The following is a 26,337-nucleotide window of genomic DNA, read 5'->3' as shown; positions in this document are numbered from 1 at the left end:
GTTGTCTTTCAATGGTGTTCGGCGGCGGCGCCGCGTGCCAGGTGCATGCCAGCCACCCAGCCGAAGGTTAGCGCGGGTCCGAGCGTGATGCCCGGCGCAGGGTACTCGCCGCCCATCACGGAGTGCATGTCGTTGCCGGCCACGTACAGGCCGGCGATGGGCTCGCCCTGCGCATCCAGCGCACGGGCGTTGCCGTCGGCACGAATGCCCAGCGCGGTGCCGATGTCGCCGGGGTACACCTTCACCGCATAGAACGGCGCCTGCTTCACCGGCGCCAGGCAGGCGTTGGGTTGATGGTCCGGGTCGCCCAGGTAGCGGTTGTAGGCATCGCCGCCCTTGCCGAACACCGGGTCCTGCCCTTGCGCCGCCAGCGGGTTGAACTTCGCGACGCTGCGCGCCAGCCCGGCCGGGTCCACGCCCGCCTGCTGCGCGAGCGCTTCGAGCGTGTCTGCACGATAGAGATAACCGGCGCGCACCAGATGCTCGCGCGGACGGCCGCCGGGCAACGCAAGGCCCAGGCCCCACTTCTCCATGAAGGCGCTGTCGCACACCAGCAGAGCGGGAATGCTCGCGGCCTTGGCGTTCGCGCGGTACATGCCGCGCACGAACTCGTGGTACGAGGTCGATTCGTTGACGAAGCGCTCGCCGCGCGCATCGACCGCAATGAGGCCGGGCTTCGCGCGGTCCCACACCAGGTGCGGATAGCGCAGCACGCTGCCGTCGGGCCGCGTGAGCAACGAGACAGGCGCCCACAGCGCCGGCCCCGTGTGTCCCGTGCCGAGCACACCGCCGGCCTGCTGCGCCATCGCGATGCCTTCGCCGGCATTGTCTTGAGGCGACATCGAATACGGCCCGGTGGGCGCCGGATAGTGCTGGCCGCGCATGGCGGCATTCCACGGAAAGCCGCCGGTGGCGATGACCACGCCGCGCCGCGCGCGCACGGTCAGTTCCTTGCCGTCGCGGCGCAGGCGCACGCCGGTGACCGCGCCTGTCGCATCCTTCTCCAACCCCAGTGCCGGGGTATTCAGCCAGAACGGAATGCCCGTCTTCAGCACACTGTGAAAGAGCCGCGCCGCGAGCGCATTGCCCAGCAGCAGCCGCGTGCCGCGGTGGTGGCCGCCGAGACGGTCGCCGAAGTAGCGCAGCACCAGCTTCACACCATGCTTCCACGACGCGAACGAACGCCAGACCCCGAGCAGGTGCTTCACGTCGGTCATGTTGACCATCATGCCGCCGAGCACGCAGAACTCGGGCAGCGGGTCGCGCAGCGTCTTGAAGTGCGGCCCGAGCAGCCGGCCGTCGAATTCGATGGGATCGAGCGAGCGCCCGCCCATCGCGGCGCCTTCGCGGTCGGGGTAGTAGTCGGGCGAATAGGTGCGCGCGGCCAGTTGCACGTCGGTGCGCTCGCGCAGGTAGCGCAGCGCGAGCGGGCCGGCATCGAGGAATGCGTGGCGCAGTTCTTCGTCGCCGGCCGCGCCCACGGTGTTCTGCAGGTAGGTCCAGGCCTTGCCGCGCGTGTCGGGGTGGCCCGCCGCCTCGGCCTGGTCGTTGAGCGGCACCCACACGGCGCCGCCCGAGATGGCGGTCGATCCGCCGATGCGGTCGGTCTTCTCGACCACCAGCACATCGAGGCCTTCGAGCCTGGCGGTGAGCGCGGCGGAAAGGCCGCCCGCGCCGCTGCCGATGACGACGACGTCGTACTCGGTTTTTTCCTGTTGTTGCTGCTGTGCCATCAGGACCCCGAGCCGCCGAGCGACTTGCCGCCGTCCACGAACAACACCTGGCCGGTCACGAAGCAGGTCGATGGCGATGCGAAGAAGGCCACCGCATTCGCGATGTCCTCGGGCTTGCCGGCGGCGCCCGTGGGCTGCAGCGCGAGCTGCGCAGCCAGGCGTTCGGGCGAGAGCGCGCGCAGCAACGGCGTGTCGATCAACCCCGGCGCGATGGCGTTGACCATGATGCCGCGCGCCGCCAGCTCCATCGCGCTGGCGCGGGTGTAGCCCACCAGCGCGGCCTTCGAGGCCACGTAGTGCGCATGGTTCTTCGCACCCAGGTAGGCGCGCGATGCGATGTTGACGATGCGCGCGCCGCTCGCCATCTTGCGCGCGGCCTCCTGCGTGAGCGTGGCCACGGCCAGCAGGTTCACTTCGTACATGCGGCGAAAGTCCGCCGAAGTCACGTCGAGGAAAGCACGCTCGTCGAAGATGCCTGCGTTGTTGACCAGCGCGGTGAGCGGCGGCAGCTGCTGCACCATCGCGCGCACGGCGGCCTCGTCGGTCAGGTCGATGGCGCGGCACTCCACATCGAGGCCGGCGGAGCGCAGCACCTGCGTCTCGCGCTCGGCAAGCTCGCCGTTGTAGTCGGCCATGACCACGCGCCAGCCGCCCTGCGCCATGCGCTCGACGATGGCGCGGCCCATGCCGCTGGCGCCGCCCGTCACGAGGACGAGCCGCTTCTCTTCACTGCTGTTGTTCATGTTTGTTCCGTTGAAGATCGGTTGTCAGACCGCCAGGTAGCCGCCGTCGACCGGCAGCACCACGCCGTTGACATAGCTAGCCATCGGGGACGCAAGAAAGACCACCGGCCCCGCGATCTCGTCGGCCTCGCCGTGCCGCTTGATGGGCACGCGGCTCATATACCAGTCGGTGCCGTGTTCGGTCTCGCGCTGGCCGGCCGTCATGTCGGTGACCATCAGGCCCGGCGCCACCGCATTCACGCGCACGTTGAAAGGCGCCAGGTCGCGCGCCAGCACCTGCGTGAGCGAACGCACGCCGCCCTTGGCCACCACGTAGCCGGCCGACGAGATGCCCGCGCCGAAAGCCACGATGGACGACAGGTTGACGATGTTCCCCTGCGTGCGCTTGAGCGCCGGCACAAAGGCCTGCGTGACGTTGAACACGCCCTGCAGGTTGACCGACATCACGCGGTCCCAGGCTTCGCGCGCGCCGGGCTCGTCGAACTTCGAGCGCGCCGAGATGCCCGCGTTGTTGACCAGCACATCGATGTCGCCATGCGACGCCGCGACGCGCACCGCAAGCGCGTCGACCGCCGCCGCGTCGCTCACGTCGACGCTTTCGGCATCGGCGCGGCCACCGGCTTCGCGGATCGACGCGGCCACCTTTTGCGCGACGTCGAGGTCGCGGTCCACCACCAGCACGTGCGCGCCTTCGGCCGCCATGCGGTGCGCGATGGCTTCGCCCAGGCCGCGCGCGGCACCGGTGACGAGCGAGAGTTTGTCTTTGAGGAGCATGAACTTTCTTTCGGGGAAGCGGCGTCAGACGCCGAGGTAGGCGCGGCGCACCGCTTCATCGTTCGCAAGCTGCGCGGCCGGGCCGTGCAATGAGATCTCGCCGTTCTCCAGGATGTAGCCGTAGCTCGACACCGCCAGCGCGAGCTGCACGTTCTGCTCCACCAGCAAGATCGTGATCTTCTGTTCGCGGTGCAGCCGCTCGATGATCTCGAACATCTGCTCCACCAGCAGCGGCGACAAGCCCATCGACGGCTCGTCGAACAGCATCACGCGCGGGCGCGCCATCACCGCGCGGCCGATGGCCAGCATCTGCTGCTCGCCACCCGAGAGCGTGGCCGCCATCTGGCCATGCCGCTCCTTCAGGCGCGGGAACATCGTGTAGACCGACTCCAGGTCGTTGCGAATGCCCGCGCGGTCGCGCCGCAGGTAGGCACCCAGGTCGAGGTTCTCGCGCACGCTCATGTCGCGGAACACCTGGCGGCCTTCGGGCACCTGCACGATGCCGCGCCTGACCAGCGCGTCGGAGCCGAGCCGGTCGATGCGCTCGCCGTCGAGCCGCACTTCGCCCTCGGTGCAGTCCACCAGGTTCGAGATGCAGTTCAGCGTGGTGGTCTTGCCCGCGCCGTTGCTGCCGAGCAGCGCGACGATCTCGCCTTCGGGCACGTCGACCGACACGTCGCACAGCGCCTGGATGCGGCCATAGGCGGCCGAGATGGCGCGCAGGGACAACAATGCTTCAGCCATGCGCGGCTCCCTTCCCAAGATAGGCTTCGATCACGCGCGCATTGCTGCCGATTTCCGAAGGCGTGCCTTCCGCGATCTTTTCGCCGAAGGCCATGACGGTGATGCGGTCCGAGATCGACATCACCAACTGCATCACATGCTCGACCAGCAGCACGGTGATGCCGTCGCGCGCCACCAGTTCCTTGAGCAGCCGGTCGAGGCTTTCGATCTCGCGGTTGCGCAGGCCGGCCGCGGGCTCGTCGAGCAGCAGCAGCTTGGGGCGGATGGCCAGCGCGCGCGCCAGCTCCAGCAGCTTCTGACGGCCGAAGTCGAGGTCGCGCGCCGGCTGGTGGCGTTCGTCGGCCAGGCCGACGCGCTCCAGCAGATGCATCGCGAAGTCTTCGGTTTCGCGGTCGGGACGGCGCAGCAGCCGGCCCAGCGTGGCGGCGCCGCGCGAGTGCGTGCCGAGCAGCACGTTCTCCAGCACCGACAGCTCTGCGAACAGCTCCAGGTTCTGGAAGGTGCGCGCAATGCCGAGCGAGGCCATGCGGTGCGGCGACACGCTGGTCAGCTCACGGCCTTCGAAGGTCACGCTGCCGCTGCTGGGCGTGTAGAAGCGCGAGATGCAGTTGAAGGTGGTCGACTTGCCCGCGCCGTTCGGCCCGATGAGCGCATGGATGCGGCCCTGCTCCACCTCGAACGAGAGGCCGTTCACCGCCTTGAGGCCGCCGAACACCACGCTGATGTCGCGCACGTCGAGGAATGCCGTGGCGCTCATGCGTGCTTCTCCACGACCTTGACGGAAGCCGCCCGCTGCGACTTGCGGCGTGCCGCGAACAGCGACGCCATGCCCTTGGGCAGGAACATCATGAAGAGCATGAGGATGCCGCCGTAGATGATTTCCTGGTACGACGGGGCCTGCCGCAGCAGCTCCGACGCCAGCCCGAACACGATGGCGCCGGCCACCGCGCCGCGCACCGAGCCGAGGCCGCCCACCACCACCATCGTGAGGATCAGGATGGTGGTCTGGAAGCCCAGGCTCTCCGGATGGATGAACGAGGTGAACAGCGTGTACATGCCGCCCGCCACGCCCGCGAAGGCGGCCGACAGCACGAAGGCCGTGACCTTCACCGTGCGCGTGTTCACGCCCATCGCCACCGCCGCCACGTCGCTCTCGCGCACCGCGCGGAACGACGAGCCCAGCCGCGAGCGCGACAGCGTCACCGTGAGCCACAGCATCAGCGCCGCGATGGCGATCACGAAGGGATAAGCCTGCAGGTCGTTCATGAGCTGGTAGCCGCCGAGCGAGGCCGGCTTCATCTGCAGGCCGTTGGAGCCGTTGGTCACCGACTCCCAGTTCAAAAACACCCACTGCATGGCCTCGCCGAAGGCGAAGGTGGCCAGCGCCAGGTAGATGTCGCGCATGCGCAGCGCCAGCAGGCCGATGACCCAGCCCAGCGCGGCCGAGAGCAGCGCGCCCGCCAGGATCGACACGAAGAACGGCGGCTGCCACTGGTTGTTGATGAGCCCGGCCGTGTAGATGCCGATGCCGAAGAAGGCCGCGTGCGACAGCGCGAACTGGCCCGTCTCGCCGATGACCAGGTGCATGCCCAGCGCCAGCACCGAGAACACCATCAGCAGGTTGACCACGTACAGCACGTAGCCGCTGGTGGTGAAGGGCAAGACCGCGAGCACCACGGCCATACCGAGCAGCACCGCGCGGTCCCACCACGGGGACGAAACTGTCGAAGCGCTCATACCTTCTTCACCTGAGGCTTGCCGCCGAGCAGCCCTTGCGGACGCACCAGCAGCACCACCATGATCGCCACGAAGGGCGCCACCACGATGGCGTTGGACGAAATGAAAAGCCCCACCAGGTTCTCGACGATGCCGATGATGAAGCCGCCGACCACCGCGCCCGGCAGGCTGGTGAAGCCGCCCACGATGGCGGCCGCGTAGGCCAGGATCGCGATGTGGCCGATGTCGGGCGTGATGAGGATCTTTGGCGTGATGAGCAGTGCCGAGATGGCCGAGATGACGCCCGTGAGCGCCCAGATCTTCATGCGGATGCTGCCGAGCTTGACGCCCACGATCTGCGCGCCGCGCGGGTTCATGCCCACCGCGCGCATGGCCTGGCCGGTGCGGGTGCGCGTGAACATCAGGTACAGCAGCACCATCACCACCACGGCCGAGCCGAAGATGGCCAGGTCGAGCAGCGTGAGCGAGGCCTGGCCGATCATGATCGGGTCTTGCGGTACCAGCGATGGCAGCGAGCGCGGCGTGTCGCCCAGGCCGGTCTTGCGCACCAGCCCTTTGAGCAGGTACGCAAAGCCGAGCGTGGCAATGACGAGCTGCACGCCCACGCCGCGCGATGCGGTCACGCGCTGCATCACCACGCGCTGGAACAGCGCCGCCAGCAGTGCGGTGACCGCGATGCTCGCGAGCACCGCGCCCCAATAGGGCCAGCCCCACACCACCAGCGGGAAGAGCGCGGCGTAGCCGCCGGCCATGAAGATCTCGCCCTGCGAGAAGTTCGGCACGTCGGTGGTCTTGAAGACCATGACGATCGCCACCGCCAGCAGCGCATAGACGCTGCCGGTGACGATGCCGGACAGCACGCCTTGCTGGACGAACAGCCAGATGTCGGAAAGGCTCATGTCGCGTCGGCCCTCAGGGCTTGTACTTCCACACGCTCTTGTAGCTGCCGGGCACCAGGGCCATGTTGCTGCCGTCGAACTTGATGTAGATGGCCGACTCCTGCGCCGCGCGGTCGTCGGGGCCGAATTCGATCGGGCCGGCCATCACGCCGGAGTCGAACTTCATGGTCGACAGCGCCGCGAGCACCTTCTCGCGCGTCGGGTTGGGGCCGGCGGCCTTCAGCGCATTGACCACGGCCATCGCGGGCGGAATGCCGTAGGGCATGTAGGCCTGCGGGTGGCCGGGCTTGGAAGCCAGGTCGGGGTAGGCGGCCTTGTACATGTCGTACACCCACTTCAGCTTGGGGCCGCCGGGCACGTCGGCCAGCACTTCCTGGATGTACACGTTCTTGAACGCATCCTTGTTGCCGACGTTCTCCACCAACTGCTTGAGGTCGGCGGTGGAGTTCACGGCCAGCACGATGGGCTTGTTGAAGCCCAGCTCGAAGGCGCGCTTGACGATCAGGCTCACCGGCCGCGCATAGGTGGTGAGCAGCAGCACGTCGGGGTTGGCGGCCTTGATCTTGAGCATGGGCGCCGTGACGTCGGTGATGTTCGGGTTGACCGACTGCACCTGCAGGTCGATGCCGCCGAGCGCCTTGGCCTGCGCCTGGGCCGACTCCAGGTTCCAGCCGCCGTAGGCGTCGTCGTGGTTGATGTAGCCGATCTTCTTCGCCTTGAGGTGCTCGCTCGCGAACTGCACCATCGAGCCGCCCACCGCGTGCTGAGAGATGGAGAACGCGCCGTAGATGTACTTGGACGGCGGATACAGCGCGCCGTCGCCCGAGGCGTTGAGCATGACCAGCGGGATCTTCGCGCGCTCGACGTATTCGCGCGCGCCCACCACGGCGGCCGAGCAGGAGCCGCCGTTGAGCAGGAACACCTGGTCCTGCTCGGTGAGCTTCTTCACCGCGGCCAGCAGGTCGTTGGCGTTGCAGCGGTCGTCTTCCACCACGAGCTCGATCTTGCGGCCGTTCACGCCGCCTTCCTTGTTGATCTTGTCGTAGTACATCTTCGCGGCGTTGATGACGTCGAAGCCGTAGTTCATCGACGCGCCCGACATCGGCGAGAACATGCCGATCTTGATGGTCTTGTCGGTCAGGCCGGGTTCGGCCTGCGCGAGCGCGGCGGGCGCCGTTGCGCAGAGCGCCACGCCCAGGGCCAGTGCCGAAATCAGGAAGTTCTTTTTCATGAGCTGTCTCCGTTGGTGTGAGTGAGTGAAAGGCGCTGCCCGCTTACTGCATGCGGTAGCCGCCGTTGACGTCGATCACGTTGCCCGTGATGTACGCCGCCTGCTCCGAGACCAGGTAGTCGACCGCGCCGGCCACGTCGTCCACCGTGCCGATGCGACCGAGCGGGATGTTGGCGGCCGCCGCGTCGAGCGCGCCGCTGCTGCGCACGGTGCCGCGCAGCATGTCGGTGTCGATGAGGCCCGGCGCCACCGAATTGACCGTGACGCCCAGGTGCGCCGATTCGCGCGCCATCGCCTTCGTCAGGCCCAGCACTGCCGACTTGGCGCCGATGTAGGTCGCGCTGGAGCGGTAGCCGCCCAGTTGCGCCGCCACCGAGCCGAAAGTGACGATGCGGCCGTGCGCCACCGGCAGTGCCTCGCGCCGGCGCAGGTAGGCGCGGCCGCAGAGGAACACGCTGCGCGCGTTGACGGCGAAGGTGCGTTCCCAGTCCTCGAGCGTGGTGTCCTTGATGGGCGAGCGCTCGCCGCCCGGCATCAGCAGGATGCCGGCCACGCAGACCATCGCGGCGACCGGGCCGATGCTGTTCTCGATGTCGTCGAACGCCGCTTCGACGGCGGCTTCCTGGCTCACGTCGAACTGGCGGAAGTGATGGCCCTCGCCCATCGATTGCGCCACGTTGCGCGCGTTGTCGCCGTCGATATCGGCCACCACGACGCGAAAGCCGCTGGCCGCGAGACGGCGGCACACGGCCTCGCCGATGCCACGGCCGCCGCCGGTCACGAGGGCCAGCCGGCCGTGAGGTTGTGCATGATGTTCCGCCATGGGCTGCAAGGTCTCCGGGCCGCGCCGAGGCGGCATGAAAGTTGATCGAGGGCCGCATTGTGTATACATGAACACTTTTTGCAGTCCTCGTTTTCCCTGATATCACGCCTTATTTCTGACTTTCACTGGCATCATGTATACCTGACATGGACACACTCTCCCAACAAGTCACAGAGACGCTGCGCACCTGGATCCTTCACGGCCGGCTGCAGCCGGGCATGCGCGTGGAAGAAGTGCCGATCGCCGAAACCCTCAAGGTGTCGCGCACGCCGGTGCGCGCCGCGCTGGCCGCGCTGGCGATGGAGGGGCTGATCGACCACCAGCCGAAGAAGGGTTACCTGGTGCGCTCGTTCGCGCTCGAGGACATCCTGGCGGCCTACGAGGTGCGCTCGGTGCTGGAAGGGCTGGCCTGCCGGCGCTTCGCCGCGCTGGGCGTGGACAAGCCGACCGCCGCGCTGTTGCAGGAGTGCCTGCGCGAAGGCGACGAAATACTTGCGAAGGGGCAGCTGCTGGTCGAAGACCTCGCGCCCTACCAGCAGATGAACGTGCGGCTGCACAACGCGCTGATGCACGGCGCGGGCAACCAGTGGATCGTGCGCTTCGGCGCGCAGGCGCAGGCGGTGCCGTTCGCGTCGGACCGCATCATGCTGTGGCACGACCACGGCGTGATCCTGCGTTCGCACGACGACCACCACCGCATCGTGCAGGCGGTGATTTCAGGCGACGCGGCGCGCGCGGAGCAGTTGATGCGCGAGCATGTGTACTACGCCGGCATCCTGCTGCGCGACAACTACCAGCGGCTGCTGGACGAGCGCAGCCGCGACGGGCTGCCGCCCACGCTCATGAACGAGCCGGCTGCTTCCTGATGCGCAGCATGCCTTCCTGCGCGGCCGAGGCCACGAGCCGGCCGTCGCGCGCATAGAGGCTGCCGCGGCACAGGCCGCGCGCGCCGCCGGCGCTGGGCGAGTCGAGCACGTACAGCAGCCAGTCGTCCATGCGGAAATCGCGGTGGAACCACATCGCGTGGTCCAGGCTGGCGGGGCGCACCTGGCCGCTCATGAAGCTCAGGCCGTGCGGCAGCATCGCGGCGCGCAGCAGGCCGTGGTCGGAGGCATAGGCCAGCAGCGCGCGGTGCACCATCGGGTCGTCGGGCAGCGGCGCGATGGCGCGCATCCAGATGGCGCTCTGCGCCGAGGTCGGGCGCGGCAGCGGCGCCATCAGGTCCTCGGGGTCGACGCGGCGGTATTCAATGCCGTGCGGCTGGATCGCCTTGGTGCGCCAGGGCTCGGGCAGGCGGTCGCCGAGGGCGATGCGCTGGTCGAGCTCGCTGATCAGGCCTTCGGGGCCGGCCACGGCGGGCATGTCGAACTGGTGCTCGACGCCCTCGTCCACGGTCTGGAACGAGGCCGACATCTCGAAAATGATGCGCTCCTGCTGGCGCGCCACCACATGGCGGGTGGTGAAGCTGCGGCCGTCGCGCACGCGGTCGACGCTGTATTCGATGGGCGCATGCTCGCCGGGCAGCAGGAAGTAGGCGTGCATCGAATGCACCGGGCGCTCGGCGCCGACCGTGAGGCTGGCGGCCATGAGCGACTGGCCGAGCACCTGGCCGCCGAAGACGGCTGGCGTGCCGATGTCTTCGCTCTGGGCCCGGAAGCGGTCGCCGCCCAGGGGTTCTAGCTGCATGAGCGCGACGAGTTCGTCGACGAGGCGGGAGGCGGTGGCGGGATCGGTGGTCATCGGGGGGAAAAGCGCTGGAGGCTGTCGAAGCGGGCTGGAAGCAACCCTCCACCATAGCAAAGCCGGGGCCCGGCGGCTGTCGCGGGCCGGTCAGCAGCCTGCGCCGCTTCTGCTGGTGCTTACTTGTAGAAGCACATGCCCATGAGCCGGGCGCGGCAGCCGTAGTCCGTGCCGCCCTGCACCACGCGCACCGGCACGCCGGCCAAGAGCAGCGAGCCGTCGTCGGCATACACCAGCGGCGAAGGCGCGGCCTTGCTGAAGGGGGCGCTGAGCGTTTCCTGCTCGACGTAGCTCAGGTACTGGCGCCTGGAGAAGTCGACCGTGTCGGCCGACTTCAGCGGCACCGCCGCATAGCGCTTGCCGTAGACGGTGCCGAAGTAGCGCAGCGCCGGCCCGGTGCGGTCGCCGTACTTTGCGTCGGCCTTGGCGAAGCCGGTCTGGATCAGGAAGGCGCGGTCTTCGGGCGTCAGGTCGGCGTCGAAAGCCATCAGCACGTACTGGCCCTCGAAGCTCTGGTTGCGCGCCACCTTGAACTCGCCCAGCAGCGCGGGCGTGACCTTGGTGCGCCCGTCCCAGCGCAGCAGCGCCGCCACGGAAGGGTCGCCGTCGAACACGTAGTGGTAGTTCTCGCCCGCGATGGCCACCTTGCGGCCGTCCTTGGCCGCGAAGAAGCTCAGCAGCCGGTCCTTGCCGTGCACGGGCTCGCCTTCGGGGGTACTGGCGCAGCCGGCCAGCGAGAGGCCGATGGCGGCGCAAGACAGCGCCAGGAGGGTGCGGCGCGCGGGTGTCGACAGCGAAGGGAAGTGCACGGTTCGTCCGGGGTTCGAGTTCATCAAGCCCCGGACTCTAGCGCGCCACTGGCCTACTCCGCATAGGAAAGCGGCAATGCGGTGGTGAACTTGATCTCCTCCATCGCAAAGCTGGAACTGACGTCCGACAGGTGCGTGTCGGCGATCAGGCGCTTGTAGACCTTGTCGTAGGCGCCGATGTCCGGGACGACCACGCGCAGCAGGTAGTCGATCTCTCCGCTCATGCGGTAGAACTCGACGACCTCGGGAATGACGTCCACCGCGGCCTTGAACCGGTCGAACCAGGCCTGCGTGTGCGTGCTGGTGCGCACGGCGACGAACACCGTCACGCCCACGTTCACCTTCTGCGGGTCCAGCAGCGTCACGCTCCTGGTGATCACCCCGGCCTCCTTCAGGCGCTGGATGCGCCGCCAGCAAGGCGTTTGCGACAGCCCGACCTGCGCGGCGAGATCGGCGACCTGCCGTTCGGCATTCGTTTGCAGCAGTTCCAGGAGCTTTCGGTCTATGGAATCAATTTTTATCTTCTTCATGAAAAATAGAATTTCGTTCTATTTATTTACTGATTCCGAGTCTAGTACGCAAGCTCCTTCTACATGCGACTGCGCAGAATTTGCGCATGGAAATCTATCTAGACGCCAACGCCACCACCCCCGTTCTCGCCCAGGCGCGCACCGCTGCGCTGGAGGCCATGGCAGGCGACTTCGGCAACCCCAGCAGCATCCACAGCACCGGCCTGAAAGCCCGCGCGCTGATGGACGCCGTGCGCGTGCGCGCCCGGCGGGTGACGGGTGCGCCCACCGGGCAATTGCTGTTCCTCAGCGGCGCGACCGAGGGAATCCAGACCGCCGTGCTTTCCGCCTTGAGCGCGCTGCGCGCCCGGCGCCGGGCCGGCGACGCGGGGCCGGACCTCCTGCTCTACGGCGCGACCGAACACAAGGCCGTGCCCGAGGCGCTGAAGCACTGGAATGCGCTGCTGGGGCTGGACCTGCGGGTGCTGGCCATCCCCGTCGGTCGCGATGGCCGCCATGACCTGGACTGGCTGCGTGTCCATGCGCCGCGCGCCGGACTGGTCTGCACGATGGCGGCGAACAACGAGACCGGCGTCGTGAGCGACCTCGACGGCATCGCCGCGGCGCTCGCGCACAGCCCCGCGCTGTGGATGGTGGACAGCGTGCAGGCGCTCGGCAAGCTGCCCTTGCGGCTGGGCGAACTGCCGATCGACTACGCCCCGTTCTCGGGCCACAAGCTCTACGCCCCCAAGGGCATCGGCCTGCTCTATGTGCGGCAGGGCGCGCCCTTCACGCCGCTGATGGCCGGCGGCGGCCAGGAAGACGCCCTGCGCTCCGGCACCGAGAACATGTCGGGCATCGCCGCCCTCGGCGCCGTGCTGGCGGCGCTGGAAGAAGGCCGGACCTTCAGGGACCACGACACGCTGCACGGCTACCGCGAGCGCCTTTCGGCGGCGCTGCGGGACGCCTTTGCGGGCCTGGTGTTCAACGCACCGCCGGCGCTGTCGCTGCCGACGACGCTCAATTTCTCGGTGCCGGGCTTGAGTTCTAAGCTGCTGCTGGACCTGTTCGATGCCGCCGACATGCGCGTGAGCGGCGGCTCCGCCTGCAGCGCCGCCAAGGCGCAGCCGAGCCATGTGCTGGAAGCCATGGGGCTGCCCGGATGGCAGGCGGCCTCGGCGGTGCGCCTGTCTTTCGGCCCGGCCGCCGACAGCGACTTCATCGACGAGGCCTGCGCCCGCATCCGGGCCTGCGGCGAATCGTTGCGCGCAAGCTGCCTGGGCTCCGTGCCGCAAGTTTCAGCGTTGCCGCCCGATCGGCTGACCCGCTTCGTGGTGGACGGTGCCTGCTGCTACCTGCTGGCCGATGCGGCCAGCAGGCGCTGCGTCGTCATCGATCCGCTGCCCGAGCTGACAGGGCAACTGACGCAATGGCTGCGCTGCCACGGCTACACGCTGGCCGCGGTGCTCGACACCCACAGCCACGGCGACCATGCATCCTCGGGCCCCGAGCTCCGCGCGGCCGTGCCCGCGCAGCAGGTCGAGCCGGGCGCCGTGGACGCGCTCGGCTGGCCTCTGGGCACGCAGCAGATCGTGCTGGGGGCGCTGCGCCTCACCCGATTGGCCGCGCCCGGCCACACCGCGGACTCCACCGCCTACCTGCTGCACGACACCGACGGCTTGTGCCTGGCCTTCGTCGGCGACACGGTCATGCCGGGCGCCTTGGGGCGCAGCGACTTCGCGCAAAGCGCGCCGTCGGCATTCGGCCCCTCGCTCCGCGTGCTGGCGCAGGCGCTCGCGCCGAGCACGCTGATGCTGCCCGGCCACGACTACGACGACCGTTTCGCCACCACGCTGGACATCGAGAGCGCGGCCCAGCCGCTGCTGGACGGCGTTCTGCGCGGCAGCCTGGACGCGGCCGGCTTCGCCAGTGCCAAGGAAACGCTGGAACGCGACCTGGGCCTCACCGAATACCGGACCATGGCCTGCGGCGCCCGGGTGGATCGCAGCACCGCCGAGACGACGCCGGAGCTGACGCAGGAGGCCTTCGCGGCCCTGCGCTTGCAGCAACCCGACATGCTGCTGGTCGACGTGCGCGAACCCTATGAGCAACGGCTCGGGCAGCCACCCGGATCGGCACCCGACGCTCGCCTGCGGGCCGTGCCGCTGTCGGGGTTGCTCAACGCACTGCCCGGCTGGCTGGCACTGCCGGAGGAAACACCGGTGCTGTTCTTCTGCCGCAGCGGCAACCGCAGCGCACAGGCAGCCAGGGCGCTGCGCCGCCTTGGCCGCGCGCAGGCCTGGAGCCTTGCCGGCGGCCTGGCGCTGTGGCCACACGCCGCGCAATCGGAAAAGGCGATCCGTCCATGAATCCGCGACGCACACTTCTCCTGGCCGGTTGCTCGCTCGGCGTGCTGAGCGCCGCAGCCGCCGCGGTGGCCGAAAACCGCAAGGACCCCGTCGAAGGACGCTTCGAGAAACTCCGCGACTTCACCGTCGACAAGCTGCCCTTGCAGGACGCGATCCGGATCGTGCACGGCGCCGGCCAGCGCCGCATCGCGGTGTTCTCCGATCCGAATTGCGGCCACTGCAAGCGCGTCGACCGCGACCTGAAGGCCATCGGCAACGTCACCGTCTACATCTTTCCCTACCCGGTACTCGGCGACGATTCGGCGCGCAAGGCGCGCGACATCTGGTGCGGCAAGGACAGCGCGAAACGCTGGGAAGACTGGATGCAGGCCGGCGTGGCTCCCACGCAAGCCATGGGCGCCTGCGATGCGGCGGCACTGCAACGCAACGCCGCGCTGGGCCGGAAGCTGAAGATCAACGGAACGCCGGCGCTGATCTTCAGCGACGGCACCTTCGTGCCGGGCGCGATTCCCGCCGCATGGATCGAGACGCTGCTCGCCGCTGCCGAGCGGCGATAAACGCCCTGCTGCCGAGCAGCGACAACGCTCAGCGGTCGAGGTCCGCGCCGTCGGCCGCCAGCTTGCGCTGCAGCGCCGGCACGTCCACGCCGGCGAACGCATCTCCGCCCAGCGACGCCGCCGCCGTGCCCGCCGCCTGCCCCATGACGAAGCAGCCGCCGCTGGCGCGCGCGGCCGACTGGCCTTCGTGCGTCATCGACGCGCAGCGGCCGGCCACCAGCAGGTTGTCGACCGTCTGCGGCACCAGCATGCGCCAAGGCAGGTGGTTGTAGGCGTTGTCTTCGTCGCGCGGGAAGGCCCACTCGATGCGCCCGTCGGCGTGCATTTCCATCGGCCAGGCATTGAGGCCGATGTTGTCGTCGAACTTGGCCGAGGACAGGATGTCCTCGCGCTCGAGCGCGTACAGGCCCCGGATGCGCCGCGTCTCGCGGATGCCGACCTGCGGCGCGATCTCCACGATGGCCGATTGCGCGAAGCCCGGCACCTCGGCCTTCAGGAACTTGAAGTATTCGCTGATCTGGCGGCGGCCTTCGAGTTCGCCTTCGGTGAGTTCGCGTGCGTCGACGCCGTTCATCGCGCGGCCCTGGGCGTTGCGGATCTGCGTGACGTTGGCGCGCCATTCGCGCGGGTCCTTGTTGGGCCGCAGGATGGCGCCTTCGCGCGGGAACTTGTAGACGCCAGGCTTCTGCTGCTCGGCGCGGGCCATGAAGTCGTTGATGGCCTTGAACTCGCCCACCGCTTCCAGCGCGGCCGGCGCGTCGACCTGGCCGATGCGGAACATGGTGGTCGGAAAGAGCCCGCTGCCGTGGCCGTCGCCCACCTCGAAGGGAACGCCCGCGAAGGCGGCCACGTCGGCGTCGCCGCTGGCATCGATGAAGGCGTTGGCGCGGATGGCCTGGCGGCCCGACTTGGTCTCGACCACCAGCGCCGCGATGCGGCTGCCGTCGCGAACCACCGCGGCAGCGTATGCATGGAACAGCAGCTTCACGCCCGCCGCTTCGAGCAGTTGGTCGGCCGCGAGCTTGTACGCCGAGGTGTCGTACGAGCGCACGCAGATGCGCCCGCCCATGCCGTTCTGCGGCTGGTTCATGCCGTTGAGCCCGGCGATGCGGTCGATGAGTTCGTCGACCACGCCGTGCACCAGCTGCGTCATCTCGCCCTTGCGCTTGCCGTACAGGCCCGCGAAGTTGGTGACGCCGCCCGCGGTGCCCATGCCGCCGAGGAAGCCGTAGCGCTCGACCAGCAGCGTATTCGCGCCGTGGCGCGCGGCGCTCACGGCAGCGGCGATGCCGGCGGGGCCGCCGCCGACCACCACCACGTCGTATGTGCCGAACACCGGCAGCTCGCGCGCCGGTTCGTGCAGGGTCTGGACTGGCATTACTGGAGCTTGATGCCGCGGGCGCTGATGATCTTGGTCATGATGGCCGCCTCTTCGTTCACGCGCGTGCGCATGCCGTCCGGCGAGGTGCCCACGGCCTGCCAGCCTTGCTCGAAGAGCTTGCGGCGCACGTCCGGGTCCTTCATGACCACTTCGAGCTCGCGGCTGATGCGCGCCTGCGCGGTCTTCGACAGGTTGGCCGGGCCGAGCAGCGCCACCCACACTTCGAGGTTGAAGTCCTTCACGCCGGCGTCCGACAGCGGCGGGATCTCGGGCACCAGCGCGCTGCGGCCGCCGGTCAGGCCGATGGCCTTGAGCTTGCCGGCCTTGATCTGCGGCATGGCCACGCCCGGCGGGATCAGGCCCATCTGCACCTGGTCGCCCAGCATGGCGGTGATGACCTGCGGATTGCCCTGGTAGGGCACGTGCTCTGGCTTGAAGCCGGGCACGCGGGTCTTGAGCAGTTCCATGCCCAGGTGGCCGACCGAGCCGATGCCCACCGAGCCGTAGTTCCACTTGTCGCCGGCTTTGCGGCCTTCCTCGAAGAAGGCGGCGCCCGAGGGCAGGTTGTTCTGCGCCACCAGCACCAGCGGCGCGGTCGCGATCAGCGACAGGTAGGTGAAGTCCTTGACCGGGTCGTACGGCAGCTTGGCGTACAGCATCTTCGACGACGTGAGGTTGCCGTTGATGACGATGCCCAGCGTGTGGTCGTCGGTGGCCTTGGCGACCTGGTCGGCGGCGATGTTGCCCGACGCGCCGGCCTTGTTGTCCACCACGATCGGCTGGCCCAGCGCCTTCGACAGCGGCTCGGCGATGGTGCGCGCGGCGATGTCGGGCGTGGAGCCGCCGGGGAAGCCCACGAGCAGGCGGATCGGCTTGTTCGGCCAGGCGGCGTTCTGTGCGCTGGCGGTCATCGGCAGCACGGAGGCGGCGGCCAGGCCGCAGGCGATCAGGAGGGCTCTCTTGGTGACGGACATGGAGAAAAGTGTGAAAAAGTTATCAAAAGGCAAAGAGGGCCAGCTTAACTGCCTGGGGGAACACCGGGCAAGACGCGGGCTTGCTAATCGAGGCTGATGTTGCCCCTGCGCACCAGCTCGCCGTACACCTTCGACTTGGCCTCGGCATTGCGCTCGATTTCCTCGGGCGACCAGGCCAGCGGCTCGAAGGCGAAGGTGTCGAAGCGGGCACGGATTTCTGGATCGGCGATGACCTTGGCCACGTCGGCGTTGATCTTCGCCTTCACGGCCGCCGACACGCCCTTGGGCGCGAGCAGCGACACGAAGGAATTGACTTCCAGCGAGGCCGGGCCGCCGGCCTCGGCCATGGTCGGCACGTCGGGCATCTGCGGAATGCGGCGGGGCGCGGCCACGGCCAGGTAGCGCAGCTTGCCGGCCTTGTAGATGCCCTGGCTCGACGGAATGCTGGCGAAGGCCCACGGCACCTCGCCGGTTCCCACGTTGGAATAAAGCTGCGACACCTCGCGGTACGGCGCGTGGCGCATGCGGATGCCGGAGAGCGCTTCGAGCTGCTGCGCGCCCAGGTGGCCCGGGCTGCCGACGCCCCACGAGCCATAGACGATGGCATCCGGGTCGGCCTTGGCGGCGGCGATCAGGTCGCCCATGTTCTTCCACTTCGAGTCGGTGCCCACGGCCACGAAGAAGGGCGTGCGAAACAGCGAAGCCACCGGGTCGAAGTGCTGCAGCGTCACGAAGTTCTTCGACTTGTACAGGTGCGGCAGCGCGGCGATGTGCTCGCTGTCCAGCTGCAGCAGCGTGTAGCCGTCGGGCGCGGCGCGGCGTGCCTGGTCGATGGCGATGAAGCCGCCGCCGCCAGGCTTGTTGTCGATCAGCACGCGCTGGCCCCACAGGCGCGCGAGCTTGTCGGACACCAGGCGCAGCACCGCGTCGGGGCCGCTGCCGGCCGCGAAGGGCGTGACCAGCGTCACGGGCTTGTTCGGAAAATCGCCGGCCTGTGCCAGCGCGCCGGTGGCGGCTGTGGCGACGGTCACGGCAAGGGCGCCGGTCAGCAGTGCGCGCGAGAAATTCATGCTTTGTCTCCTGGGCCTTTGGCCTCGAATAGTGATGATGAAGGGAACAGGTTTCAGCGCGGCGAAAGCGCCGGGGGCGCATCGTCCAGGCAATGCTCGGGCCGCCATGCGTACAGCCACTCGACCGCATCGTAGAAGCGTTCGGGCGTGCGGCCGGTCCAGAGGCTGTTGCGCACCAGCCGCTCCACGCCCTTGGCGTGATAGATGCGGCCCATCTCGCGCACCGACAGCACCACGCGCGCCGTGCGGGCAACGCGCGCTGCTTCGTACAACTTGAACGCGGCGACCATGTCGAAATCGCAGGCCTTCACGGCTTCGCCCAGCGTCACCGCGTCTTCGAGCGCCATGCAGGCGCCCTGCGCGAGGTACTGCATCATGGGATGCGCCGCGTCGCCCAGCAGCGTGGCAGGGCCGTCGCTCCAGCGTTCCACGGGGTCGCGGTCGGCGGTGCTCCAGCGGCGCCACGAGGTCGGGCGGTCGAGCAGCTGGCGCGGGCGCGCATGCACGCCCTCGAAGTACGACAGCACTTCTTCCTTGCTGCCGTCGGTCACGCCCCACTCTTCCCGCTCGCGGCTGTGGAAGGTGACGACCAGGTTGTATTGCTCGCCGTGGCGCAGCGGGTAGTGCACCAGGTGGCAGTTGGGGCCGGCCCAGACCACCGGCGCGTTCCAGCACAGGTCGGCCGGCATGTCGGCGGCGGGCACTACCGCGCGGTAGACCACGTGGCCCGACACGCGCGGCGCGTCGCCGATGAGCCTGGCGCGCACCACCGACTTCACGCCGTCGCAGCCGACGATGGCATCGGCCTTGAAGCGGCGGCCGTCGGTGGTGACGGCCGTCACGCTCTGGGCGCCGGTGTCGATCGACTCGACCTGCGCGGAGGTGTGGAAGCGGATCAGCGGATGCTGCTTCACCGCTTCATGGATGGCGCCGTGCAGGTCGGCGCGATGGCTCACCGCATACGGATTGCGAAAGCGCGCGCGGAAGGCTTCGCCCACCGGCACCGAGGCCACTTCGCCGCAGTCGACGGCGTCCATCATCACCAGCCGGTCGGTGAACACCGAGCCCCGGCGCACCGCCTCGCCCACGCCCAGCGCGTCGAGCGCCGCGAAGGCATTGGGCCCGAGCTGCAGGCCGGCGCCGATCTCGCCGATGGTGGCGCTCTGCTCCAGCAGGTCGATGGACACGCCAAGGCGCGCCAGTGCCAGCGCCGCGGCCATGCCGCCGATGCCGCCGCCGACCAGCAGCACGGAGGGGGGATTCTTCGAAAGGGTCATGGCGCGGGCCTGTGCGATCGGGAAAAAGGCTCAGTCGATGCGGACCGTGAGCGAGGGCAGGCGCTCGATGCTCACCTTGATGGTCTGGCCGGCCTTCACCGCGCCCACGCCTTCGGGCGTGCCGGTGAAGATCAGGTCGCCGGGCTGCAGCGCGAAGAGCGTCGACAGGTTGGCGATGACCTCGTTCACCGACCAGATCAGGTGCGTGATGTCGCTGCTCTGGCGCACCTGGCCGTCGACTTCGAGCGTGATGGCGCCGCCGTTGATTTCGCCCACGTCGGCCAGCGTGCGCAGCGGCGCGATGGGCGCGGAGAAGTCGAAGGCCTTGCCGATTTCCCACGGGCGGCCCTGCTCGCGCATCTTCATCTGCAGGTCGCGGCGGGTCATGTCCAGGCCCACGGCATAGCTGTGGATGTGGCTGGCGGCGTCTTCGACCTTGATGTCCTTGCCGCCCTTGCCGATGGCCACGACCAGCTCGGCTTCGTAGTGATAGTTGCTCGTGAGCGGCGGGTACGGAATGCCGACCGTTTGGCCTTCGGCCACGGGCACCACCGAGGCGTCGTCATTGGGCTTGCAGAAGAAGAACGGCGGTTCGCGGTCGGGGTCGAAGCCCATCTCGCGCGCATGGGCCGCGTAGTTGCGGCCGACGCAGTAGACGCGGCGCACCGGGAACAGCTTGTCGGAATCCGCGATGGGCAGGCCGACGATGGAAGGAGGCGTGAAAACGAAAGACATGGGGGGCTCCTGCCGCGCGGGGCGGCACACGATCAAAGAGAAAAAAGGAACGGACGCCGGGCTTCAGGCGTCTTGAAGGAAGGCTTCGCGCAGGATGCCCATGGCCTGCTGCACGGGGCGGTCCGAGAAGCTGAAGAGCACGGCGTCTTCGTTCGGCGACGACAGCTTCAACGGCGCCCACGAAGGCACCACGAAGGTGTCGCGCGGACCGAACGCGAAGCGCTGGCCGGCGATCTCGGCCGTGCCGCGGCCTTCGACCACGCTGTAGACGGCGCCGTCCGTGGCGCGGTGGGTCTTGCCCGCGAAGCCCTTGGGCAGCAGCTGCAGGTTGGTCGAGATGGTCGGCATCGGCGAGCCGCCTGTCAGCGGGTTGACGTAGCGCAGCTTGTGGCCCAGCCAGGCGTCGGGCGCTTCCTGCTTCTGCAACAGGGCCAGTGCTTCGCGGCTGCGCGCATAGGGGTAGTTGAAGATCGGCGAGGTGGCCGATGCATGGTCGTGCCGCACCGGCACCATGTTGTGGCCGAAGCGCGCGAGGCTGTTGCCCTCGGGGCGCGACACATGCTGGACCTTGGAATCGTCGTTCTCGGCGAAGCCGGCGTCGAAGAAGCGCAGCATCGGGATGTCGAGGCCGTCGAGCCAGACCACCGGCTCCACCGTGCCGCCGATGCCCTCGTTGCCGTGGTCGTGCCAGGCCCAAGATGGCGTGATGATGAAGTCGCCGGGGTACATGGTGGTGCGCTCGCCGCCCACCGTGGTGTAGGCGCCCTTGCCGTCGACGATGAAGCGCAGCGCCGACTGCACGTGGCGGTGCGAAGGCGCCACCTCGCCCGGCATGATGAGCTGCAGGCCGGCATAGAGCGACTGCGTGATCGACGAATTGCCGGGCAGCGCCGGGTTCTCGAGCACCAGCACGCGGCGCACGGCTTCTTCGGCGGTGATGAGGTCGGCCGACTCCATCAGCAGCGGGCGGATCTCGTCGTAGCGCCAGAGCGCGGGCACGCAGGGCGTCTGCGGTTCGCGCGGCACGAGGGCGTGCAGCGATTCCCACAGCGGCGTGAGGTGCAGCGGGCCGATGCGGGCGTAGTAGTCGCGGCGCTCGGCCGCGTTGGTGGGAACGGGTTTCATGGCGTGGGTGTCTCCGTGGCCGGGCATTGTTGAGCCGCACCACTATTTCCTCAAGCCCGGTAGCCAATACACGGAATTCGAAATTTCGATAATGGCGCCTTTCGCTCCAGAGAAACACCCATGTCCAAGCTCGATCTCGAATGGCTCGCCGTGTTCGACGAGGTCTACAAGACCGGCAACGTCTCCAAGGCCGCCGAGCGGCTGGGCATGGCGCAGGCCGCCGCCAGCACCGCGCTGAACAAGCTGCGCGCGCACTTCGACGACCGCCTGTTCACCCGCACCGCCCAGGGCATGCAGCCCACGCCGCATGCCGAGCGCATCTACCCGAACCTGCGCGAGGCGCTGGCGCAGCTGGCGCAGGCACAGGGCAACCGCAGCAGCTTCGACCCCGCGCAGGCGCAGCGGCGCTTTCGCATCTGCATGACCGACATCAGCGAGGTGGTGCTGCTGCCCGGCCTGCTCGACCACCTGCGACACGCGGCGCCGGGGGTGCACATCGAGACCGAGATCATCTCCACCCTCAGCGGCCGCCGCCTGCAGGACGGCGAGGTCGACCTGGCCGTGGGCTTCATGCCGCAGCTGGACGCGGGCTTCTACCAGCAGACGCTGTTCATGCAGAACTTCGTGTGCCTGGCGGCGCAGAACCATCCGCGCATCGGCGCGCGGCTCACGCGCAAGCGTTTCGAGGCGGAGGCGCACGCGGTGGTGTCCACGTCCGGTACGGGGCATGCCATCGTCGACACCACGCTCGCGCGGCTGGGGCTCAAGCGCAACGTGGTGGTGCGGCTGTCGAGCTTCCTGAGCGTGGCGCGCATCGTGGCGCACACCGAACTGCTGGTGGTGGTGCCGCGCATCCTGGGCAGGGTGCTGGCCACGCAGGAGCCGGTGAAGCTGCTGGAGCCGCCCTTCGCCCTGCCCGACTACGCGGTGAAGCAGCACTGGCACGAGCGCTTCCACGCCGACCCCGGCAACGCCTGGCTGCGGCGCACGCTGGCCCAGCTGTTCAGCGGCGCCTGAACCGAAACGCGCTCGCATAATCGAACAACCCCACCCCAGCCACTTCAGAAAAGGCGAATCATGTCTTCGATCACCCTGCGTTTTCTTGCCGAGCCGAACACCGTCAACTTCGGCGGCAAGGTCCACGGCGGCACGGTCATGAAGTGGATCGACGAGGCCGGCTACGCCTGCGCGACCAGCTGGGCCAAGCGCTACTGCGTCACCGCCTTCATCGGCAGCATCCGCTTCCACCGGCCGATCATGATCGGCGACCTGGTCGAGGTGGAGGCCCGCCTTGCCTACACCGGCAACACAAGCATGAACATCGCGGTCGAGGTGCGCAGCGGCGACATGAAGGGCGGCGTGATGGAGAAGACCACCGAATGCCTGATCGTCTTCGTGTCGGTCGACTCGCACGGGCGGCCGCTGCCGGTCGAGAGCTTCGTGCCCGGCACCCCTGGCGAGATGGCGCTGGCCGAGCGCGCCAAGGCCCACCTGGACGCCAGCCGCGCCGCCGGCACGACAGCCTGAAGCCGCGCTCTAGACGGAAAGCTCTAATTGCGGGGGCCGCGGGCGGCTAGAGTCCTGCGATCGATTCGACCCCTTTCAAGGAACACCTCGCATGGCCTCCCAGGACGACAACAAAGCCGCCGACCGCATCAAGGACTCCGCCCAGCAGATCTGGCTGGCCGGGCTCGGTGCCTTCGCCAAGATGCAGCAGGAAGGCAGCAAGGCCTTCGAGGCGCTGGTCAAGGACGGCGCCGGCATGCAGAAGAAGACCCAGCAGGCCGCAGAGGAAACGCTGGCCCAGGCCCAGCAGCGCATGGCCGGCTTCGCGAGCGAGTTCGGCACCAAGGCCGCCGGCCAGTGGGGCAAGCTGGAGAACATCTTCGAAGAGCGCGTGGCGCGCGCGCTCGAGAAGCTCGGCGCTCCATCGGCCGCCGACATGGCCGCGCTGCAGGCGCGCGTCGATGCGCTCGAGGCCCAGCTGAAGAAGCAGTCGGCCGCGGCTCCGCGCAAGGCTGCGGCCCGCAAGACGGCGGCGCCCGCCGCCAAGAAGACCACCTTGCGCCGCAGCAAGGCCGGCTGACCCTCGCGCGGGCCTCGACCTGCCGGCCGATATTGCGGCACCGCACAAGAAAACAGCCCCGCAAATCATGGCCCGCGCCATTCATGGTGCGGTGCACATGCGCTAGAGTGCCTTCAAGAGACAACCGGGGGCACCGAGACATGGCAAAGAAGGCGCCACGCCGCACAGCGCAACGCATCCTCGAAGCCGCATTGGACCTGTTCAACCGCTTCGGGGAGCCGAACGTCTCGACCACATTGGTGGCGGGCGAGCTCAACATCAGTCCGGGCAACCTGTACTACCACTACCCGGCCAAGGAAGAGCTGATCAACAAGCTCTACGAAGGCTACGAAGCCGAGCTCAACGAGCTGCTGCACGCGAGCGAAGGCGTGCACGACGTGGAGGACGCCTGGTTCTTCATGCACAGCCTGTTCGAGCTGATCTGGCGCTACCGCTTCCTGTACCGCGACCTCAACGACCTGCTGAGCAAGAACCGCCACCTGGAAACCCAGTTCCAGCTGGTGCTGGAGAACAAGGCCCGCGCCATCCGCCAGCTGATCGCCGGCCTGAGCCGCGCCGGCCACCTGGAGATCGATGCGCGCGAGGTCGGCACCCTCGCGCACAGCATGGTGGTGGTGCTGACCTACTGGCTCAGCTACGAGTACGTGCGCAACCCGCGCGAAGCGCTGGAGCCGGCGCATGCCCAGGGCGCGCTGATGCGCGGCGGCCAGCACACGCTGCACCTGCTGGCGCCGTACCTCGGCGCCGAGCAAAGACGGCATCTGCTGACATTGAGCAACGCCTACGGCGCGGAAGATGCCGCCACCGGCGGCAACGCCCCAGGCAAACCCGGCAACGTGACGTCCCCAGTCGATATGGCGGCCTAGACAACCATGCCCCACTCCGATTTCAAACCGCTCTCGCTGATGTCCGCCGGCACCACGGCCGCCGCCACCGCGGAACCGTGGACGCCCCTGCCCTACGCCGACACGCCCCGCTACGACGCGCGCAGCGTGCTGTCGCACTGGCCGCGCCTGCACGCCGGCCACGACCACATGCCGCCGCCCGCCGAGGGCACGCCGCTGGCCGAGGGCTGGGCGCTGTACCACAGCGGCGAATTCGAACGCGCCGCAACGGTCGGCCTTCTGCACGGCGCCGAGGGCATGGTGCTGGCCAACCAGGCCACCGCCATCTATGCCAACTACCTGGAGCCGCGCGAGGCCGTGCGGCTCACCATGTTCCGCCAGGTGATCGAGCGCGCCGGCGCGCAGGCGCTGGCCGATCCCGGCAACTGCCAGGCCCTTTACTGGCAGGCCTATGCGCTTGGCCGCTACAGCCAGGGCATCAGCGTGGCGCGCGCGCTGGCGCAAGGGCTGGGCAGCAAGCTCAAGGGCGCGCTAGAGAACGTGATCGAGCTTCAGCCGAAGCACGCCGACGCGCACGTCGCGCTGGCGGCATTCCACGCCGAGGTGATCGACAAGGTGGGTGCCCTGGTCGGACGCATGACCTACGGCGTGCGGGCCGAAACCTCGATCGAGCTGTTCGAACGCGGCCTGGAGCTTCACCCCGACTCGGCCGCCGGAATGATGGAATACGCCCGCGCGCTGCTGATGCTGCACGGCGAGTCGCGCATGCGCGAGGCGACGCAGTGGTTCGAGAAAGCGGCTGCGTTGAAGCCGGCCGATGCCCGCGAGCGGCTGGACGTGGAACTGGCGCGCGCGGGGCTGCGGGACTGATTTCCCCTGCCTGCCAAGGTACTTGCAAGTACCACGCGATTTAAGATGCGCGTTTTCAGCTTTTCGACCAGACCACGCCCATGTCCGATCTCAACGCCCAATTCGAAGCCGCCCAGGCCAACTCCAAGCTGCTCGCCGAGCGCCCCGACAACCCGACGCTGCTGAAGATCTACGGCCTGTTCAAGCAGGCCACCGAAGGCGACAACACCGCCAAGAAGCCGAGCTTCAGCGACATCGTCGCGCGCGCCAAGTGGGACGCCTGGACCGCCCAGAAAGGCGCGAGCGCCGATGAAGCCAAGCAGAAGTACATCGACCTGATCGAGTCGCTGCGCGGCTGATCGCCCTCGGTTCAAGCCGGCAGCTTCGTGTCGGTGAAGCGCCGGATGGGCTGGACGAACGCGAGGTCCGCGCCGTCCAGCACGTCGCGTCCTTCGAGGCTTTCGAACCGAAGGCCGGTCTCCGACTCGATGAACGCCAGCGGACGCTGCGAAGTGCCGAAGTCTTCCAGGTCCTGCGCCACGCCGGAATCGAGATAGGTGCCCTGGCTCATCAGGTAGGCGATGGCGCTCAGTTCGCCCGTGGTCTCGCTGATGAAGGCGACGACCTTCCAGAAATCCCTGGGTATCCGTATGCCGAACCGCTCCGGATCGTCCGAGCGGAGGATGGGGCCGGTGAAGACGCTGATGCGCTTGTCGTCGCCCTGGGCGTTGCCGAGGATGTAGTCCTCGAGGTCGCCCCAGAGCCCGTCGTTGAACGGCTGCCACTGGGGGCAGGCGTTGGTGGCGAAGAAGGTGTCGACGTTCGCCTTCTGCGCCGTTGCCAGCGAGCCCCAGTTCGGGTCCTGCCTGCGCGTCATGTGGCCGCGTGAAAACTTCCTGTCCTGCCCGGGGCCGTAGGCCTCCCGCAGCATCTGGTATTCCTTCTTGATGCGGCCGTCGTAGTTCCAGGTGTCGTGACGCGGCACGTTCTTCGACTTCGAGCCGTCGACGTTGCACGCGGAATAAAGCGGCACGCGCCGGGAAATGCATTGCACCGTGCTGAAGTGCTGGTACTTGAGCTCGAAGGAGCCGTCCTCGAGCCTGGCGATGTCGTCCATGGAGATCGCATCGCTGATGAGCGGCAGGTCCACGTGGTTGGCTTCCCCGAAGAAGCCCGGTAGGTAGCCCTCCCGGCCTCTGAAGAATTCCGCGGGTTTGGGCGTTGTGGCGACGCGCTGGATTCCAGCCCAGGAATCGCTCACGACCTGGATGTCTGCATCGGACATGAAGAATCTCCCTCCTGAAAAACGCCCCGGCCACCAGCGGCC

28 protein-coding genes are annotated in these 26,337 nt (G+C 68.3%); 9 read left to right on the top strand and 19 right to left on the bottom strand.

All coding sequences use genetic code 11. The features are described from left to right. Positions 1-8: 8 nt before the first annotated feature. Genes L3V85_RS04530 through L3V85_RS04490 form a run of 9 tightly spaced genes read right to left on the bottom strand, consistent with a single transcriptional unit; the run spans position 9 to position 8,684 of the window. Positions 9-1,733 (bottom strand): FAD-dependent oxidoreductase, encoded by a 1,725-nt coding sequence (locus L3V85_RS04530; RefSeq protein ID WP_237678213.1) that lies wholly within the window; start codon positions 1,731-1,733, stop codon positions 9-11. Beyond that, entirely contained in the window at positions 1,733-2,476 is a 744-nt protein-coding gene (locus L3V85_RS04525; protein WP_237678212.1) for an SDR family NAD(P)-dependent oxidoreductase, read from the bottom strand. The genes L3V85_RS04530 and L3V85_RS04525 overlap by 1 nt, the downstream gene beginning before the upstream one ends. A 24-nt stretch (positions 2,477-2,500) precedes the next feature. Further along, a complete protein-coding gene (locus L3V85_RS04520; protein WP_237678211.1) occupies positions 2,501-3,250 on the bottom strand; it encodes an SDR family NAD(P)-dependent oxidoreductase in 750 nt (249 codons plus the stop codon). 24 nt (positions 3,251-3,274) lie between these two features. Further along, entirely contained in the window at positions 3,275-3,994 is a 720-nt protein-coding gene (locus L3V85_RS04515) for an ABC transporter ATP-binding protein (RefSeq protein ID WP_237678210.1), read from the bottom strand. Continuing rightward, positions 3,987-4,751: an ABC transporter ATP-binding protein gene (locus L3V85_RS04510; RefSeq protein ID WP_237678209.1), complete on the bottom strand. Its 765-nt coding sequence runs from the start codon at positions 4,749-4,751 to the stop codon at positions 3,987-3,989. Before L3V85_RS04510 ends, L3V85_RS04515 begins: the two co-directional genes overlap by 8 nt. Next, positions 4,748-5,731 (bottom strand): branched-chain amino acid ABC transporter permease, encoded by a 984-nt coding sequence (locus L3V85_RS04505; protein WP_237678208.1) that lies wholly within the window; start codon positions 5,729-5,731, stop codon positions 4,748-4,750. The genes L3V85_RS04510 and L3V85_RS04505 overlap by 4 nt, the downstream gene beginning before the upstream one ends. Continuing rightward, positions 5,728-6,630, bottom strand: a complete 903-nt coding sequence (locus L3V85_RS04500; RefSeq protein ID WP_237678207.1) for a branched-chain amino acid ABC transporter permease — start codon at positions 6,628-6,630, stop codon at positions 5,728-5,730. The genes L3V85_RS04505 and L3V85_RS04500 overlap by 4 nt, the downstream gene beginning before the upstream one ends. A 13-nt stretch (positions 6,631-6,643) precedes the next feature. Continuing rightward, on the bottom strand, positions 6,644-7,861 hold the full coding sequence (locus L3V85_RS04495; RefSeq protein ID WP_237678206.1) for an ABC transporter substrate-binding protein: 1,218 nt from the start codon (positions 7,859-7,861) through the stop codon (positions 6,644-6,646). A 43-nt stretch (positions 7,862-7,904) separates the two neighbouring features. After that, a complete protein-coding gene (locus L3V85_RS04490) occupies positions 7,905-8,684 on the bottom strand; it encodes an SDR family NAD(P)-dependent oxidoreductase (protein WP_237678205.1) in 780 nt (259 codons plus the stop codon). A gap of 146 nt (positions 8,685-8,830) precedes the next feature. Between L3V85_RS04490 and L3V85_RS04485 the strand changes: the two genes are divergently transcribed. Continuing rightward, positions 8,831-9,550 carry a GntR family transcriptional regulator gene (locus L3V85_RS04485; protein ID WP_237678204.1) on the top strand — a complete coding sequence of 240 codons (720 nt, stop codon included), beginning with the start codon at positions 8,831-8,833 and terminating at the stop codon, positions 9,548-9,550. On the opposite strand, the gene L3V85_RS04480 is transcribed toward L3V85_RS04485, so the two are convergent. From L3V85_RS04480 to L3V85_RS04470, 3 genes are all read right to left on the bottom strand, one after another. After that, complete coding sequence (locus L3V85_RS04480; RefSeq protein WP_237678203.1) at positions 9,525-10,424, bottom strand: acyl-CoA thioesterase; 900 nt, start codon at positions 10,422-10,424, stop codon at positions 9,525-9,527. The two genes, L3V85_RS04485 and L3V85_RS04480, sit on opposite strands and share 26 nt — an antisense overlap. A gap of 119 nt (positions 10,425-10,543) precedes the next feature. Beyond that, on the bottom strand, positions 10,544-11,233 hold the full coding sequence (locus L3V85_RS04475) for a hypothetical protein (protein WP_237678202.1): 690 nt from the start codon (positions 11,231-11,233) through the stop codon (positions 10,544-10,546). Between the two features lie 53 nt (positions 11,234-11,286). Then, entirely contained in the window at positions 11,287-11,763 is a 477-nt protein-coding gene (locus tag L3V85_RS04470; protein WP_237678201.1) for an Lrp/AsnC family transcriptional regulator, read from the bottom strand. 86 nt (positions 11,764-11,849) lie between these two features. Between L3V85_RS04470 and L3V85_RS04465 the strand changes: the two genes are divergently transcribed. Together L3V85_RS04465 and L3V85_RS04460 are read left to right on the top strand one after the other, a co-directional pair. Further along, positions 11,850-14,111 (top strand): aminotransferase class V-fold PLP-dependent enzyme, encoded by a 2,262-nt coding sequence (locus tag L3V85_RS04465; RefSeq protein WP_237678200.1) that lies wholly within the window; start codon positions 11,850-11,852, stop codon positions 14,109-14,111. After that, on the top strand, positions 14,108-14,668 hold the full coding sequence (locus L3V85_RS04460; protein WP_237678199.1) for a DsbC family protein: 561 nt from the start codon (positions 14,108-14,110) through the stop codon (positions 14,666-14,668). Before L3V85_RS04465 ends, L3V85_RS04460 begins: the two co-directional genes overlap by 4 nt. 28 nt (positions 14,669-14,696) lie before the next feature. On the opposite strand, the gene L3V85_RS04455 is transcribed toward L3V85_RS04460, so the two are convergent. The 6 genes from L3V85_RS04455 to gtdA form a co-directional block, all read right to left on the bottom strand. Continuing rightward, complete coding sequence (locus tag L3V85_RS04455) at positions 14,697-16,046, bottom strand: FAD-dependent oxidoreductase (protein ID WP_237678198.1); 1,350 nt, start codon at positions 16,044-16,046, stop codon at positions 14,697-14,699. Further along, positions 16,046-17,023 carry a Bug family tripartite tricarboxylate transporter substrate binding protein gene (locus tag L3V85_RS04450; protein WP_237678197.1) on the bottom strand — a complete coding sequence of 326 codons (978 nt, stop codon included), beginning with the start codon at positions 17,021-17,023 and terminating at the stop codon, positions 16,046-16,048. Before L3V85_RS04450 ends, L3V85_RS04455 begins: the two co-directional genes overlap by 1 nt. 83 nt (positions 17,024-17,106) lie before the next feature. Further along, positions 17,107-18,093, bottom strand: a complete 987-nt coding sequence (locus L3V85_RS04445; protein ID WP_237678196.1) for a Bug family tripartite tricarboxylate transporter substrate binding protein — start codon at positions 18,091-18,093, stop codon at positions 17,107-17,109. Between the two features lie 53 nt (positions 18,094-18,146). Beyond that, on the bottom strand, positions 18,147-19,370 hold the full coding sequence (locus L3V85_RS04440) for a 3-hydroxybenzoate 6-monooxygenase (RefSeq protein WP_237678195.1): 1,224 nt from the start codon (positions 19,368-19,370) through the stop codon (positions 18,147-18,149). Positions 19,371-19,400: 30 nt separating this feature from the next. Beyond that, positions 19,401-20,105: a fumarylacetoacetate hydrolase family protein gene (locus L3V85_RS04435; protein ID WP_237678194.1), complete on the bottom strand. Its 705-nt coding sequence runs from the start codon at positions 20,103-20,105 to the stop codon at positions 19,401-19,403. 63 nt (positions 20,106-20,168) lie between these two features. After that, the gene (gene gtdA, locus L3V85_RS04430) at positions 20,169-21,230 is read right to left on the bottom strand and encodes a gentisate 1,2-dioxygenase (RefSeq protein WP_237678193.1); all 1,062 of its coding nucleotides are present in this window, start codon (positions 21,228-21,230) and stop codon (positions 20,169-20,171) included. A gap of 120 nt (positions 21,231-21,350) precedes the next feature. Here gtdA and L3V85_RS04425 point away from each other — a divergent pair, with 120 nt between their 5' ends. The 6 genes from L3V85_RS04425 to L3V85_RS04400 all read left to right on the top strand — a co-directional run bounded on the left by L3V85_RS04425 (position 21,351) and on the right by L3V85_RS04400 (position 25,369). Beyond that, positions 21,351-22,247 (top strand): LysR family transcriptional regulator, encoded by an 897-nt coding sequence (locus L3V85_RS04425; protein WP_237678192.1) that lies wholly within the window; start codon positions 21,351-21,353, stop codon positions 22,245-22,247. Positions 22,248-22,307: 60 nt separating this feature from the next. After that, positions 22,308-22,757 carry an acyl-CoA thioesterase gene (locus L3V85_RS04420; RefSeq protein WP_237678191.1) on the top strand — a complete coding sequence of 150 codons (450 nt, stop codon included), beginning with the start codon at positions 22,308-22,310 and terminating at the stop codon, positions 22,755-22,757. 91 nt (positions 22,758-22,848) lie between these two features. Beyond that, on the top strand, positions 22,849-23,316 hold the full coding sequence (locus tag L3V85_RS04415; protein WP_237678190.1) for a phasin family protein: 468 nt from the start codon (positions 22,849-22,851) through the stop codon (positions 23,314-23,316). Positions 23,317-23,456: 140 nt separating this feature from the next. Then, a complete protein-coding gene (locus L3V85_RS04410; protein WP_237678189.1) occupies positions 23,457-24,182 on the top strand; it encodes a TetR/AcrR family transcriptional regulator in 726 nt (241 codons plus the stop codon). Between the two features lie 6 nt (positions 24,183-24,188). Beyond that, positions 24,189-25,031: a hypothetical protein gene (locus L3V85_RS04405; protein ID WP_237678188.1), complete on the top strand. Its 843-nt coding sequence runs from the start codon at positions 24,189-24,191 to the stop codon at positions 25,029-25,031. Between the two features lie 80 nt (positions 25,032-25,111). Further along, positions 25,112-25,369 (top strand): acyl-CoA-binding protein, encoded by a 258-nt coding sequence (locus L3V85_RS04400; protein WP_007835415.1) that lies wholly within the window; start codon positions 25,112-25,114, stop codon positions 25,367-25,369. Positions 25,370-25,380: 11 nt separating this feature from the next. Here L3V85_RS04400 and L3V85_RS04395 read toward each other — a convergent pair whose 3' ends face one another. Next, entirely contained in the window at positions 25,381-26,295 is a 915-nt protein-coding gene (locus tag L3V85_RS04395; RefSeq protein WP_237678187.1) for a DNA/RNA non-specific endonuclease, read from the bottom strand. Between the last annotated feature and the right edge of the window lie 42 nt (positions 26,296-26,337).

Origin of the sequence: Variovorax paradoxus (genome assembly GCF_022009635.1) — a bacterium.
Taxonomy (GTDB): Bacteria; Pseudomonadota; Gammaproteobacteria; order Burkholderiales; family Burkholderiaceae_C; genus Variovorax.
The sequence above is the reverse complement of the archived record's forward strand: the minus strand, read 5'-3'. Positions and strand labels throughout refer to the sequence as shown.

What these genes read in the sequence shown, in the direction of transcription:
- L3V85_RS04530 (WP_237678213.1), bottom strand. Translation starts at nt 1,733, where the DNA reads ATGGCACAGCAGCAACAACAGGAAAAAACCGAGTACGACGTCGTCGTC.
- L3V85_RS04525 (WP_237678212.1), bottom strand. Translation starts at nt 2,476, where the DNA reads ATGAACAACAGCAGTGAAGAGAAGCGGCTCGTCCTCGTGACGGGCGGC.
- L3V85_RS04520 (WP_237678211.1), bottom strand. Translation starts at nt 3,250, where the DNA reads ATGCTCCTCAAAGACAAACTCTCGCTCGTCACCGGTGCCGCGCGCGGC.
- L3V85_RS04515 (WP_237678210.1), bottom strand. Translation starts at nt 3,994, where the DNA reads ATGGCTGAAGCATTGTTGTCCCTGCGCGCCATCTCGGCCGCCTATGGC.
- L3V85_RS04510 (WP_237678209.1), bottom strand. Translation starts at nt 4,751, where the DNA reads ATGAGCGCCACGGCATTCCTCGACGTGCGCGACATCAGCGTGGTGTTC.
- L3V85_RS04505 (WP_237678208.1), bottom strand. Translation starts at nt 5,731, where the DNA reads ATGAGCGCTTCGACAGTTTCGTCCCCGTGGTGGGACCGCGCGGTGCTG.
- L3V85_RS04500 (WP_237678207.1), bottom strand. Translation starts at nt 6,630, where the DNA reads ATGAGCCTTTCCGACATCTGGCTGTTCGTCCAGCAAGGCGTGCTGTCC.
- L3V85_RS04495 (WP_237678206.1), bottom strand. Translation starts at nt 7,861, where the DNA reads ATGAAAAAGAACTTCCTGATTTCGGCACTGGCCCTGGGCGTGGCGCTC.
- L3V85_RS04490 (WP_237678205.1), bottom strand. Translation starts at nt 8,684, where the DNA reads ATGGCGGAACATCATGCACAACCTCACGGCCGGCTGGCCCTCGTGACC.
- L3V85_RS04485 (WP_237678204.1), top strand. Translation starts at nt 8,831, where the DNA reads ATGGACACACTCTCCCAACAAGTCACAGAGACGCTGCGCACCTGGATC.
- L3V85_RS04480 (WP_237678203.1), bottom strand. Translation starts at nt 10,424, where the DNA reads ATGACCACCGATCCCGCCACCGCCTCCCGCCTCGTCGACGAACTCGTC.
- L3V85_RS04470 (WP_237678201.1), bottom strand. Translation starts at nt 11,763, where the DNA reads ATGAAGAAGATAAAAATTGATTCCATAGACCGAAAGCTCCTGGAACTG.
- L3V85_RS04465 (WP_237678200.1), top strand. Translation starts at nt 11,850, where the DNA reads ATGGAAATCTATCTAGACGCCAACGCCACCACCCCCGTTCTCGCCCAG.
- L3V85_RS04460 (WP_237678199.1), top strand. Translation starts at nt 14,108, where the DNA reads ATGAATCCGCGACGCACACTTCTCCTGGCCGGTTGCTCGCTCGGCGTG.
- L3V85_RS04455 (WP_237678198.1), bottom strand. Translation starts at nt 16,046, where the DNA reads ATGCCAGTCCAGACCCTGCACGAACCGGCGCGCGAGCTGCCGGTGTTC.
- L3V85_RS04450 (WP_237678197.1), bottom strand. Translation starts at nt 17,023, where the DNA reads ATGTCCGTCACCAAGAGAGCCCTCCTGATCGCCTGCGGCCTGGCCGCC.
- L3V85_RS04445 (WP_237678196.1), bottom strand. Translation starts at nt 18,093, where the DNA reads ATGAATTTCTCGCGCGCACTGCTGACCGGCGCCCTTGCCGTGACCGTC.
- L3V85_RS04440 (WP_237678195.1), bottom strand. Translation starts at nt 19,370, where the DNA reads ATGACCCTTTCGAAGAATCCCCCCTCCGTGCTGCTGGTCGGCGGCGGC.
- L3V85_RS04435 (WP_237678194.1), bottom strand. Translation starts at nt 20,105, where the DNA reads ATGTCTTTCGTTTTCACGCCTCCTTCCATCGTCGGCCTGCCCATCGCG.
- gtdA (WP_237678193.1), bottom strand. Translation starts at nt 21,230, where the DNA reads ATGAAACCCGTTCCCACCAACGCGGCCGAGCGCCGCGACTACTACGCC.
- L3V85_RS04425 (WP_237678192.1), top strand. Translation starts at nt 21,351, where the DNA reads ATGTCCAAGCTCGATCTCGAATGGCTCGCCGTGTTCGACGAGGTCTAC.
- L3V85_RS04420 (WP_237678191.1), top strand. Translation starts at nt 22,308, where the DNA reads ATGTCTTCGATCACCCTGCGTTTTCTTGCCGAGCCGAACACCGTCAAC.
- L3V85_RS04415 (WP_237678190.1), top strand. Translation starts at nt 22,849, where the DNA reads ATGGCCTCCCAGGACGACAACAAAGCCGCCGACCGCATCAAGGACTCC.
- L3V85_RS04410 (WP_237678189.1), top strand. Translation starts at nt 23,457, where the DNA reads ATGGCAAAGAAGGCGCCACGCCGCACAGCGCAACGCATCCTCGAAGCC.
- L3V85_RS04405 (WP_237678188.1), top strand. Translation starts at nt 24,189, where the DNA reads ATGCCCCACTCCGATTTCAAACCGCTCTCGCTGATGTCCGCCGGCACC.
- L3V85_RS04400 (WP_007835415.1), top strand. Translation starts at nt 25,112, where the DNA reads ATGTCCGATCTCAACGCCCAATTCGAAGCCGCCCAGGCCAACTCCAAG.
- L3V85_RS04395 (WP_237678187.1), bottom strand. Translation starts at nt 26,295, where the DNA reads ATGTCCGATGCAGACATCCAGGTCGTGAGCGATTCCTGGGCTGGAATC.